This is a genomic window from Metallibacterium sp. (assembly GCF_054637675.1).
In genome coordinates this window covers 26,756-38,583 of the sequence record NZ_JBTSRB010000031.1, presented here as the reverse complement: position 1 = coordinate 38,583, position 11,828 = coordinate 26,756, and the positions used below count along the sequence as shown (strand labels likewise).

Genomic DNA, 11,828 nt, shown 5'->3' with positions numbered 1-11,828 from the left:
GGCGCTGGCGCTCATCAAGCACTCCGCGCAGAACCTCCCATCGCCGCTTGATCGTGGATTCGCCCTGCATCCTGCAAGACTAGCCCTCACACTCTGATTGAGCAAGTTATTTGTTAACTATCGCTAAGCGCGTTGATCGGCCTGCTTTATGTGAGTGGGCATCTGGTTTTCGGACGCATGCCACCCCTTTCGCTGGCCTTGCTCGGCTCCGGCGTCCTGTGGGCGATCGCGAGCTTGATGATCGCGTTCACCGAGGAAAATTTGTTTCGCGGCTGCTTGCTGTTCACGCTTGGGCGTGGCATCGGATTCTGGCCGGCAGCGCTGCTGCTCGCCGCCTTGTTCGGGATGGCACATGGCACCAATGCGGGAGAGACGCCCATCGGACTGTTCTCGGCGGGTTTCTATGCACTGGTGATCGCGTTGAGCATCGCTTACACGCGTCACTCTGGTGGGCGATTGGCTTTCACGCCGCATGGGACTGGGCGGAGTCCTATTTCTACGGCACTGCCGATAGCGGGTTCGCCTCGCCCGGCCGGCTGTACACCGCACTGCCCAAAGGCAACGTGTATCTGAGCGGTGGGCATACCGGACCGGAAGGCAGCGTGTTTGTGTTCGTGGTACTGGCGGCTACGGCGGCGGTGATTGCATGGACACTGCGGTGTGATCGCCGCGCGGGTCCGGATCTTGCTGCCGCCGCACAAGGTTCGCCAATGCATTGAAATCAGGTGGTTTGCCGGGTGCACGCCATCGGCTTGGGTGCAATGGTGGGCTGGCTCTGCCAGTCAGGCAAAGTGGGCACTCGTGATACCGGGTGCAGGGTCGTTGCCGGTTTTGCAGAGCGCTCCAACGCGCAGTCGAGTTGTTGATCTCAGGGCAAGGCGCCAGCAACCCGGCGAAGTGATTCCTTTTCATGCCCAGTCCGCAAGGTCACATCGCTTGGGGCACCTCACACATCAGCTTCCGCGCGCGGTGCGGACTACCCTTGCGGATCCGCTGGACGCTTCATGGCCCGCCGCGGGCTATGCTCGGAGGCCGCAATGACCTGGCGCAGATATTCGATGCCTTCCTCGGGTGGGAAGAATGCGATGACATCGGCCACGGACAGGTGGTGGCGCTCGCGCAGCGCCAGAAACTCCGACTTGGCGCGTGTCATCGCGTTTTCTTGGGTGCTCGCCCCAGCGCGCTGCCGGGCGGCGCGATCCAGCGCCGCGAGTTCCTCCTGGAAGCGGCGGAAGGCATCGGGTTGGACGGGCATGACTTTCGATGTCAATCAAAACGGTGCGCCATTTTGGCACGGGATTTTCGCCCGCTCACCCTGATGGGATTGCTGCCCTTGATGGAGTGCCGCCTCGAATCGGGTAGCGACAGGTTTTATCGTCCCAGGCATGCCGGCCCCATTTCCACCCACAAAACCTCCCATGCATGCCGACGCTTCCTCACGCCAGATCCAGATGCGACAATATGCTCCACCTCGGTCGTATTTCGGGCTAAACTCAAAAGCCGGGACGGAGACTGACGTGAATCGAGATGCCATCGATTTTTGCAGCCTTTCGGCCGGAAGCTTGGGCGCCCGCCTGCGGGTGCTGCACACCAGATGCTTGCCGTTCCGGTTGGTGGTTGATCGTGTCGTGGTAATTGCTCAAGCACCCGGGCGGCGACGGAGCTGCATCGTGCGATCGCAGTCAATGTGCTGACATGCTGGAGTTGTCCAATGACGCCTCAAGCGTTTGGAAGAGATCCGCCAGACAGCCGAACCCGAAGGGTGCCGCGTGCCCCGCAAGTCCTGCGGGTGCTGGAGTTTGTCGTCATGCGTGCATCCAGCCAGGCGGCAGTGCAGTCGCGCGCGGCGCGATCACTGCAGGACATTTCATCCCGAGAACGAATCGCCAAGAGGATTCAAGCGTCTGGAGCTGCTTGGTGTTCCGGGAACGAGCGCTGACAAGCAGGCCAGCATAACGAGTGCAGCCGCCCGACTGCTTGCCGGACGGCATCCTTCAAACCGGTAGCCCTTTTTCGAGGAGACATCGCATGGCCAAGCAAAGCAGTCAGAAATTCATTGCGCGCAATCGCGCGCCGCGGGTGCAGATCGAATACGACGTCGAGGTCTACGGCGCGCAGAAGAAGGTGCAGGTGCCATTCGTGATGGGCGTGATGTCCGACCTGTCCGGCGCCAACAATGCCGAGCTGCCAGGGATCGAGGAGCGCAAGGCTATGGAGATCGACGTCGACAACTTCGACAACCGCCTGCAGTCGATGAAGCCACGCGTGTCCTTCGCCGTACCCAACACGCTCACCGGCGAGGGCAACCTCAGCGTCGACATCACCTTCGAGAGCATGGACGACTTCTCGCCCGCAGCGGTGGCGCGCAAGGTAGGCGCAGTAGCCAAGTTGCTGGAGGCACGCACCCAGCTCGCCAACCTCAGCACTTATATGGATGGCAAGGCCGGCGCCGAGAAGCTGATCGCACAGGCGATCAATGATCCCGCGCTGTTGCAATCCCTGGTGTCGGCGCCCAAGCCTGGCGACGTCGGCAAGGATGGGGAGTAACAACCATGGCAACCGAGAAACTGGCCGAGAAAGGCGCCGTCACCGAAACCCGCGAGTCGGGCGACTTCGCCGCCTTGTTGAGCAAGGAGTTCAAACCCAAGAGCGAGCGCGCCAAGGAAGAGGTGGAATCCGCCGTACGCACGCTGGCGGAACAGGTGCTGAGCAAGTCGGACATCGTGTCCGAGGATGTCACCCAGACCATCAACGCCTACATCGCGGAGCTGGATCGAAAGATCAGCGAGCAGCTCAACTTGGTCATGCATCACGCCGACTTTCAGAAGCTTGAAAGCGCTTGGCGCGGTCTGCACTACCTGGTCAACAATACCGAGACGGATCAGCAACTGAAGATCCGCGTGATGAACGTCTCCAAGAAGGAGCTGGCCAAAACCTTGAAGCGCTACAAGGGCACTGCGTGGGACCAGAGCCCGATCTTCAAGAAGATGTACGAGGAAGAGTACGGGCAGTTGGGTGGCGAGCCATACGGTTGTCTGGTCGGCGATTACTACTTCGACCACAGCCCGCCCGATGTCGAGTTACTGGCCGGGATCGCGCAGGTGGCCGCTGCTGCGCACGCGCCGTTTCTTGCGGCAGCCAACTCCACGCTGATGGGCATGGATAGCTGGAACGAACTGTCCAATCCACGCGATCTAGCCAAGGTTTTCTCGACCCCGGATTACGCCGCGTGGCGCTCGCTGCGCGAATCGGAAGACGCCCGCTATATAGGCTTGGCCATGCCGCGCACGCTGTCGCGCCTGCCTTACGGGGCGGCCACCAACCCGGTGGAAGAGTTCGATTTCGAGGAAGACACCGCGGGCGCCAACTCCGCCAAGTACACATGGCAGAACGCCGCCTATGCGATGGCGGTCAACATCAACCGCTCCTTCAAGGCCTATGGCTGGTGCTCGCGGATTCGCGGTATCGAGTCTGGCGGCGCGGTTGAAGGCTTGCCAGTGCACACCTTTCCGACCGATGACGGCGGCGTCGACATGAAGTGCCCCACCGAAATCGCCATCACCGATCGGCGCTCGGCCGAGCTGGACAAGATGGGCCTGATGCCGCTGGTGCATCGCAAGAACTCGGACATGGCCGCGTTCATCAGTGCGCAATCGCTGGCCAAGCCCGAGGAGTACGACGATCCCGATGCCACCGCCAATGCCGCGCTCAGCGCGCGCCTGCCCTATCTGTTTGCAGCGAGCCGCTTCGCGCATTACCTGAAATGCATCGTGCGCGACAAGATCGGCTCGTTCAGCTCGCGCGATCAGATGCAGAGCTGGCTGACCAACTGGATCATGCAATACGTGGACGGCGATCCGGACAATTCGAGCGAGGAGACCAAGGCGCGCAAGCCGCTGTCGGCCGCCGAAGTGGTGGTCGAGGAAGTGGAAGGCGCGCCTGGCTACTACACCTCGAAGTTCTACCTCAAGCCACATTACCAGCTCGAGGGTCTGACCGTGTCGTTGCGTCTGGTTTCGCGCTTGCCGTCGGCGGCGAAGGCCTGACGACGGGCACTGTTGTGATCGCGTCGCCGGGACGCGCAGCGTTCCCGGTGACTGCTATCCAAGCTGCACCCGTGCAGTTGTGGCGCAAGTGCAAGAGGCAAGTCTGGGCCGGGACGATGTGCTGCCCCGCACCAATTCAATCATCCATCGCATAACCGAGGAGAATCGTTGATGTCATTCGACATGCATATCAAGTTTGGAGCCGGCAAGCTCAAAATCGAGGGTTCATCCGTCCATTCCAAGCACAAGGGTGAAATTCCGATCCTGGCGTGGTCATGGGGCGCCAGCAATAGCGGCAACCTGCATGGCGGAGCCGGTGCTAGTGGCGGCAAGGCCCACGTGCAGGACATTTCAATCACCAAGTATGTGGACGGCTGTTCCAATGCGCTGCTCGATGCCGTTTGTACTGGCGCGCGCATTGATACCGCCTGGCTGTATGTGACCAATGCCACCGGCGAGCAAACCGATTTCCTCACCCTCGAGTTGAGCGAAGGCGTTTTGCTGACGTCCTGGAGTACTGGCGGCAGTGGCGGCGAAGATCGGCTCACCGAAAACGTCACGCTGCATTTCGGCAAGTTCAAGTTCTCGTTCCAGCCGCAGGATGACAAGGGCGCCGCAAAGGGTGGCAAGAAGGAGTTCACCTACGACATGCAGAAAGTCGAAAAAACCTGACGAGTCAGAATTTCGCTCGATCAGGATTGGCCAAGCGTTGTGCAGCGACTTTGTTCCACCCACCGCGAATACCCGAGTGTGGCCATGAGCCCGGAAAACATGCTGAAGGAAGGTCGGTTGGACGAGGCGCTGCAGGGGTTGGCCGCGCAGGTGCGCGGCAACCCAGCCGATGCCAAGGCTCGCGTGTTCCTGTTTCAACTGCTGGCCTTGCTGGGTCAGTGGCAGCGCGCGCAAAACCAGTTGCAGGTCAGTGGCGAGCTGGATGGCATCAACGCGCTGATGGTTGGCGCTTACTCGCGTGCCTTGCAGGGTGAGGTTGAGCGCAGCGATGTGCTCGCCGGCCGGCGTTCGCCGCTGATCATCGGCGAGCCGGCGCGATGGCTGGCGCTGTTGTTGCAGGCGTTGAAGCTGGTGGCCGAAGGCCGCTGCGCGCAGGCCTTGCCGCTGCGCGCGCAGGCCTTCGAGGAGGCCAAGGCCGTTGGCGGCAGCATTGATGGCACGCCATTCGAGTGGATCGCCGATGCCGATCCGCGCTTTGGCCCCTGTCTGGAGATCACCCTCAACGGTGGCTATGGCTGGGTACCGTTCTCGCGTATACGCGAGATCAAGTTCGAGGCACCTACGGACTTGCGCGACAAGGTATGGGCGGCCGTACAGGTGACATGGAGCAATGGTGGACAGGCGGTCGGGTTTGTTCCCTGTCGCTACCCCGGTTCCGAGACCTCTGCCGACAGCGAGATCGTGCTGGCGCGCAAAACCGGCTGGTTGGACCTCGGCAACGAGTGCTTCGTGGGCTCCGGTCAGCGCATGCTGACCACGGATACCGGCGATTACCCGCTGCTGGATATCCGCACCATCACCTTCAATCAGGCCTGAGCGGGAACGGCGCGCGTTATGGCGGAATTGACTACCCAGGAACGACTGCAGCCCTCGCTGCTGGATCGCTTGACCGACGACGAGCCCGGCAAGTCCGATGAGAGCCGCGAGCGGCGCGTGATTTCGGCCACGCGTTTGCGCGATTGCGTCACTCGCGACATTTCATGGCTGTTGAACTGCGTCAACATGGATACCGACGGGGAGTTGGCCGATTATCCGGAAGTGCGGCGTTCGGTGCTTAATTTCGGCATCCCGGATCTTACCGGCATGGCCATGTCGGGCGTCGATGCCGGCATGCTGGAACGCCAGATCAGGGAGGCGATTCTCGCTTTCGAGCCGCGCCTCACCGCGAACACCCTCAGGGTGCTGGTCAATATCGATAGCAAGCGCATGGACCGCCAAGGCCTGATTTTCAATATCGACTCCGAGATGTGGGCGCAACCGATCCCGCTCAATCTGTATCTCAAGACCGAGGTGGATTTGGAGACGGGTCGCTTCAATGTGTCGGAGGGCTTCGGCTGAGCGCCATGGACCCGCGTCTGCTGCGTTACTACAATCGCGAGTTGCAGCACGTCCGCGAGATGGGCGCCGAGTTCGCGCGCGAATACCCCAAGATCGCAGGGCGTCTGGGCATGGAAGGCTTCGAGTGCGCCGATCCGTATGTGGAGCGGTTGCTCGAAGGTTTTTCCTTTCTTGCCGCGCGCGTGCAATTGAAGCTCGATGCGCAGTACCCGGTGTTCACCCAGCACCTGCTGGAGATGATCTACCCGCATTATCTCGCACCGGTGCCGTCGATGGCCGTGGTGCAACTGCAACCCAACCCCAAGGAAAGCGCGTTGGCGACCGGTTACACGGTGGCGCGCAATACCGCGCTGCGCAGCCTGATTGCGCAGGACGATCGCACCGCGTGCGAATACCGCACCGCGCACGATGTCGCGCTGTGGCCGCTGGAACTGAGCGAGGCCAAGTACTTCGAGACGCCTGCCGCGCTGGCCGCAGCGGGGATCACGATTCCCGCTGGCCAGCTTGTGCGTGCCGGCTTGCGGCTCAAGTTCACCGTGACCGGCGGGGTGCAAGCCAACATGCTGGCGCTGGATCGACTCCCGGTATTCATCGCCGGTGCGGATGAATTGCCCAAGCGCTTGTACGAGCAACTGCTGGGCAATGCCGTGGGTTACTCCTTGCGCGTGAGCGCTGGCAGCGGCAGCAACAGTGTTTGGTACGACGCCAGCCAGATCCACGGCCGCGGTTTTGACGACAGCGAAGCCTTGCTGCCCTACACCGAACGCTCGTTCAGCGGTTACCGCCTGCTGCAAGAGTATTTCGCTTGCCCCGAGCGTTTTCTGTTCGCCGAGTTCACCGGTTTGCGTGTGCCGCTGGCGCGCTCGAAGGGCAATGCATTCGAGATCACAGTGCTGTTTGATCGCAGCGTGTCGCGCCTGCACAACGCCGTGGATGCAAGCAACTTCAAGCTGTTCTGCACGCCGGCGATCAACCTGTTTCCGCGCCGTGCGGACCGTATCCATCTGCAGCATGGCAAGACCGAATACCACATTCTTGCCGACCGCACGCGGCCGATGGACTTCGAGATCCACAGCGTCAGCGCCGTGGAAGGTTTCGGCGACCGTCAGGAGCCCGAGCAGCGCTTCCAGCCGTTCTACGGTTGTGATGAGCGCACATGGCACAGTGGTCAATCCGCGTACTACACGATACGTCGAGAGCCGCGCCTGCTGTCGGCGCGGCAGAAGCAGCGCGGCGCGCGTTCCAGTTATGTCGGCAACGAAGTATTCATCGCCCTGGTGGACAGCAAGGAGACGCCGTACTCCACGCAACTGCGCCAGATCGGCATGCAGTTGTTGTGCACCAACCGTGACCTGCCGTTGCAGATGCCGGTCGGCAAGTCAAAGACTGATTTCGAAATCGATACCGGCGCACCCGTACAGTCGATCCGCTGCGTCGCCGGTCCCACCAAGCCGCGCGCGCCGGTGGCGACCGGCGAGACCGCGTGGCGGCTGATCAGCCACCTGCAACTGAATTACGCATCACTGCTCAGCGATGGCAATGATGGCGGCGCCGCAGCACTGCGCGAGATGCTGACGCTGTATTGCGACGAGTTCGATGCCAGCACGCGGCGCCAGATCGAAGGGGTGAAAGCCGTCAGTTCGCAACCGGTGGTGCGGCGTGTACCTGCATCGGGTCCGATCACTTACGGCCGTGGCCTGGAGATCACGCTGACTTGCGACGACGGTGCCTTCGAGGGCACCGGAGCCTTTCTGCTGGGCTCGGTCATGCAGCATTTTTTCGCGCGTTATGTCTCGATCAATTCATTCACCGAGACGGTATTGCGCACCCTAGAACGCAACGAGGTGGCTCGATGGCCAGCCCAGCTCGGCAAGCGTCAGACTCTGTAGCGCTGCAGGCCGCGCTGCGGGATCACCCGCAAAGCTTCGAATTTTTCGAGGCTCTGCGGCGACTTGAGTGCGCGTTTCCCGAACGCCCGCGACTGGGCCGATCCACCAAGCCGGCCGAGGACGCGGTGCGCTTGTGCCAAACGCCGTCACTGGCGTTCGCGCCGCGCTCGATCGATGCATTCGAGCCCGCCAGCGCGGACGCGCCGGCGCGATTGCGTGGCTTGTTCTTCGGCTTGTTCGGACCGAATGCGCCGCTGCCGCTGCACCTGACCGAGTACGTGCTCGATCGTCAGCGCAACGCCAAGGACTCGACCTTCATCGCCTTCGCCGACATCTTTCATCACCGCATGTTGAGCCTGTTTTATCGCGCATGGGCCGATGCGCAACCCACGGTGCAACTGGATCGTCCGGCCGAGGATCGCTTTCGCCTGTACATGGGCGCCTTGGTGGGCTTGTCCACCCCGGGCCTGGGTGATCGCGATGCCTTGCCGGATCGATACAAACAATTTTTCGCGGGGCGCTTGTTGGCGCAAGCGCGCAATGCGGATGGTCTGCGCAGCATGGTTGAACACTTTTTCGGAATTTCCGTGCGCGTCATCGAATTCGTCACCGAGTGGATGCGCCTGCCGACCAGCGCCCATTTGCGTCTGGGTGGGTCAGCTGAAGTCGCCAGCATGGGTCGCACCGCGGTGATGGGCAATTATGTATGGGGCGCGCAGCAACGCTTTCGCCTCAGGCTGGGGCCCCTGTCACGCGAGCAGTTCAACAATTTCCTGCCGGGCGGCGAAGCGCTGCGGCAACTGCTGGCGATGGTCAAGACTTATCTAGGTGAAGAAAAAGCTTGGGACGTGCAATTGGTCTTGAACAAGGCCGAGGTGCCAGCCACGCGGCTGGGGCAGTCAGGACGCATGGGCCTGTCCACTTGGATGGGTCGGCTGCGACAGGCCATGGATGCGGATCAGGTCGTGCTGAAACCGGTGGGATGACGCATGTCAGCGCCTCCGTCTTTATTGACCACAACCACTTCGTGCCGGTCTCGGGGCCTCATGAAGTCTGATGGGCCACGCGGCCCGCGAGGATAGATGCACATGGCGGAGATCAGTCGCAGCGCCTTGTTCGGCAAGCTCAACAAGTTGGCCTATCGGGGTATCGAAAGCGCCACCGTATTCTGCAAGCTGCGTGGCAACCCCTACGTCGAGCTGGTGCACTGGATCCACCAGATACTGCAATTGCAGGACTCGGATCTGCACCGCATCGTCAAGCAGTTCAACCTCAACCCGTCCAACCTCGCGCGCGACGTGACCGACGCGCTGGATCGCCTGCCGCGCGGCTCGACGTCCATCTCCGATCTGTCCAGCAATGTCGAGGAAGCGGTCGAGCGTGGCTGGGTGTTCGCCACGCTGATGTTTGGCGAGGCGCAGGTGCGCACCGGATATCTGATCATCGGCGTCCTGCGCACGCGCCACCTGCGCAACGCACTGGTCGGCATCTCGGCGGAATTCGACAAGATCAAACCCGAAGCACTGGGTGAGAAGTTCCGCGAGGTGGTTGAAGGTTCGCCGGAAGACAATCAAAGTGCCTCCGATGGTTTCCATATGGGCGGCGCAACGCCCGGTGAGGCCAGTGGCGCCATGGGTCCGGCGCAGATGGGCAAGCAGGAGGCGCTGCGGCAATTCACCGTTGATCTCACCGAGCAGGCACGCAGCGGCAGGCTCGATCCCATCGTCGGGCGTGACGAGGAAATCCGCCAGGTGGTGGACATCCTCATGCGCCGCCGCCAGAACAACCCGATGCTGGTCGGCGAGGCGGGGGTGGGCAAGACTGCCGTGGTCGAGGGTTTCGCCTTGCGCATCGTCGCGGGTGACGTGCCGCCCTCATTGAAGGACGTCGAGCTGCGCACGCTCGATGTTGGCCTGTTGCAAGCCGGCGCCAGCATGAAGGGCGAGTTCGAAAACCGCCTGCGTCAGGTGATCGAGGAAGTGCAGTCCTCGCCCAAGCCCATCATTCTGTTCATCGACGAGGCACACACCCTGGTCGGCGCCGGTGGCGCGGCCGGCACTGGTGATGCCGCCAATCTGCTCAAGCCGGCGCTGGCGCGCGGCAATCTGCGCACTGTGGGCGCCACAACCTGGGCCGAGTATAAAAAGCACATTGAAAAAGACCCGGCGCTGACGCGCCGCTTCCAGACCGTGCAAGTGGACGAGCCCAGCGAGGAGAAAGGCATCCTGATGATGCGCGGCGTTGCCAGCGTGATGGAAAAACACCATCGCGTGCAGATTTTGGATGAGGCGTTGGAAGCCGCAGTCAAGCTCTCGCATCGCTACATCCCGGCGCGGCAGTTGCCGGACAAGGCGGTGAGCCTGCTTGACACGGCCTGCGCGCGCGTGGCCATCAGCCAGCATGCGGTGCCCGCGGAGGTGGATGACACGCGCAAACGCATTCAGGCGCTGGAAACGGAATTGGCGATCATCGGTCGTGAAAAGGTCGTGGGTGTTGACGTGGCCGAGCGTGAGGCCGCAGCCGGCGAAAAACTGGCTGTGCAAAAAGCGCGACTGGAAAAGCTTGAAATCGACTGGCAGGCCGAGAAGGCACTGGTCGAAAAAATCCTCGGCTTGCGCGCACGTCTGCGTGGCGATACGGCACCAGTGGAAGGCACCGGCAGCACGCTGGAGCGGGCCGCCAATGCCGCGGCTGAAGCGGTACCGCCGCCGGCGCTCGACGATGCCGAGCGCGCCACGGCGCTGACGGAATTGAAGGGTCTGCAAGCGCAACTGGCCGAGTTGCAAGGCGAGACTCCGCTGATCCTACCGACGGTGGATTACGTGGCGGTGGGCTCCGTGGTGTCCGACTGGACCGGCATCCCGGTCGGACGCATGGTCAAGAGCGAAATCGAGACGGTGATGAATCTGGCCAGCCTGATGGGCGCGCGCGTCATTGGTCAGGACCATGCCATGGAGATGATCGCGCGGCGCATCCAGACCTCGCGCGCCGGGCTGGACAATCCCAGCAAACCCATTGGCGTGTTCATGCTGGCCGGTACCTCGGGCGTGGGCAAGACCGAGACCGCGTTGGCCTTGGCCGAAGCACTGTATGGTGGCGAGCAGAATCTGATCACCATCAACATGAGCGAGTTTCAGGAGGCGCACACCGTTTCCACGCTGAAGGGCGCGCCCCCGGGCTATGTCGGCTATGGCGAGGGTGGTGTACTCACCGAGGCGGTGCGCCGCAAGCCGTATTCCGTGGTGTTGCTGGACGAGGTGGAAAAAGCCCACCCCGATGTGCATGAGATTTTTTTCCAGGTATTCGACAAAGGCGTGATGGAAGATGGCGAGGGCCGCTCCATCGATTTCAAGAACACACTGATCCTGCTCACCACCAACGCCGGCACCGAGCTGATCGCTGGCCTGTGCAAGGATCCGGATCTGATGCCCGATCCCGAAGGCATGGCCAAGGCCCTGCGCGAACCGTTGCTGAAAATCTTCCCGCCAGCGTTGCTGGGACGATTGGTGGCAATTCCGTACTACCCGCTCAGTCCCGAGATGCTGGGCAAGATCGTCAAACTGCAGCTCAACCGCATCAAGAAGCGTATCGAGGCGCGCTACAAGATCCCATTCGACTACGACGAGGATGTAGTCAAGCTGGTGGTCGAGCGCTGCACGGAAAGCGAATCTGGCGGGCGCATGATCGACGCGATTCTCACCAACACCATGCTGCCGGATATCAGTCGGGAGTTTTTGACGCGGATGATTGAGGGCAACGCGATCGAGCGCGTGCGCGTACAGGTCGAGGAGGGCAATTTCGGTTACTTGTTCGGTTAAGACGA

10 protein-coding genes are annotated in these 11,828 nt (G+C 61.8%); 9 read left to right on the top strand and 1 reads right to left on the bottom strand.

The annotated features are described in order from the left end of the window. The first annotated feature begins 132 nt into the window (after positions 1-132). Positions 133-573 (top strand): CPBP family glutamic-type intramembrane protease, encoded by a 441-nt coding sequence (locus ACYDAT_RS10390; RefSeq protein WP_461449991.1) that lies wholly within the window; start codon positions 133-135, stop codon positions 571-573. A gap of 403 nt (positions 574-976) precedes the next feature. Here the strand turns inward: ACYDAT_RS10390 and ACYDAT_RS10385 are convergent, their stop codons facing one another. Then, positions 977-1,255 (bottom strand): 2-hydroxyacyl-CoA dehydratase, encoded by a 279-nt coding sequence (locus tag ACYDAT_RS10385; protein ID WP_461449989.1) that lies wholly within the window; start codon positions 1,253-1,255, stop codon positions 977-979. A 773-nt stretch (positions 1,256-2,028) separates the two neighbouring features. Here ACYDAT_RS10385 and tssB point away from each other — a divergent pair. From tssB to tssH, 8 genes are all read left to right on the top strand, one after another. Further along, on the top strand, positions 2,029-2,547 hold the full coding sequence (gene tssB, locus ACYDAT_RS10380; RefSeq protein WP_461449987.1) for a type VI secretion system contractile sheath small subunit: 519 nt from the start codon (positions 2,029-2,031) through the stop codon (positions 2,545-2,547). 5 nt (positions 2,548-2,552) lie between these two features. Continuing rightward, on the top strand, positions 2,553-4,046 hold the full coding sequence (gene tssC, locus ACYDAT_RS10375; RefSeq protein WP_461449985.1) for a type VI secretion system contractile sheath large subunit: 1,494 nt from the start codon (positions 2,553-2,555) through the stop codon (positions 4,044-4,046). A 171-nt stretch (positions 4,047-4,217) separates the two neighbouring features. Further along, on the top strand, positions 4,218-4,718 hold the full coding sequence (locus tag ACYDAT_RS10370) for an Hcp family type VI secretion system effector (RefSeq protein WP_461449983.1): 501 nt from the start codon (positions 4,218-4,220) through the stop codon (positions 4,716-4,718). Positions 4,719-4,802: 84 nt separating this feature from the next. Beyond that, a complete protein-coding gene (locus ACYDAT_RS10365) occupies positions 4,803-5,594 on the top strand; it encodes a type VI secretion system accessory protein TagJ (RefSeq protein ID WP_461449981.1) in 792 nt (263 codons plus the stop codon). Between the two features lie 18 nt (positions 5,595-5,612). After that, complete coding sequence (gene tssE, locus ACYDAT_RS10360; protein ID WP_461449979.1) at positions 5,613-6,116, top strand: type VI secretion system baseplate subunit TssE; 504 nt, start codon at positions 5,613-5,615, stop codon at positions 6,114-6,116. 5 nt (positions 6,117-6,121) lie between these two features. Continuing rightward, positions 6,122-8,005 carry a type VI secretion system baseplate subunit TssF gene (gene tssF / locus ACYDAT_RS10355; protein WP_461449977.1) on the top strand — a complete coding sequence of 628 codons (1,884 nt, stop codon included), beginning with the start codon at positions 6,122-6,124 and terminating at the stop codon, positions 8,003-8,005. Further along, positions 7,969-8,991 (top strand): type VI secretion system baseplate subunit TssG, encoded by a 1,023-nt coding sequence (gene tssG / locus ACYDAT_RS10350; RefSeq protein WP_461449975.1) that lies wholly within the window; start codon positions 7,969-7,971, stop codon positions 8,989-8,991. Before tssF ends, tssG begins: the two co-directional genes overlap by 37 nt. A 102-nt stretch (positions 8,992-9,093) precedes the next feature. After that, entirely contained in the window at positions 9,094-11,823 is a 2,730-nt protein-coding gene (gene tssH, locus ACYDAT_RS10345) for a type VI secretion system ATPase TssH (RefSeq protein WP_461449973.1), read from the top strand. Positions 11,824-11,828: the final 5 nt, after the last annotated feature.

Bases quoted from the DNA above. Each gene is read 5' to 3' on its own strand.
- tssH (WP_461449973.1), top strand. From the start codon at position 9,094: ATGGCGGAGATCAGTCGCAGCGCCTTGTTCGGCAAGCTCAACAAGTTG.
- ACYDAT_RS10385 (WP_461449989.1), bottom strand. From the start codon at position 1,255: ATGCCCGTCCAACCCGATGCCTTCCGCCGCTTCCAGGAGGAACTCGCG.
- tssF (WP_461449977.1), top strand. From the start codon at position 6,122: ATGGACCCGCGTCTGCTGCGTTACTACAATCGCGAGTTGCAGCACGTC.
- tssG (WP_461449975.1), top strand. From the start codon at position 7,969: ATGGCCAGCCCAGCTCGGCAAGCGTCAGACTCTGTAGCGCTGCAGGCC.
- ACYDAT_RS10370 (WP_461449983.1), top strand. From the start codon at position 4,218: ATGTCATTCGACATGCATATCAAGTTTGGAGCCGGCAAGCTCAAAATC.
- ACYDAT_RS10365 (WP_461449981.1), top strand. From the start codon at position 4,803: ATGAGCCCGGAAAACATGCTGAAGGAAGGTCGGTTGGACGAGGCGCTG.
- tssB (WP_461449987.1), top strand. From the start codon at position 2,029: ATGGCCAAGCAAAGCAGTCAGAAATTCATTGCGCGCAATCGCGCGCCG.
- tssC (WP_461449985.1), top strand. From the start codon at position 2,553: ATGGCAACCGAGAAACTGGCCGAGAAAGGCGCCGTCACCGAAACCCGC.
- tssE (WP_461449979.1), top strand. From the start codon at position 5,613: ATGGCGGAATTGACTACCCAGGAACGACTGCAGCCCTCGCTGCTGGAT.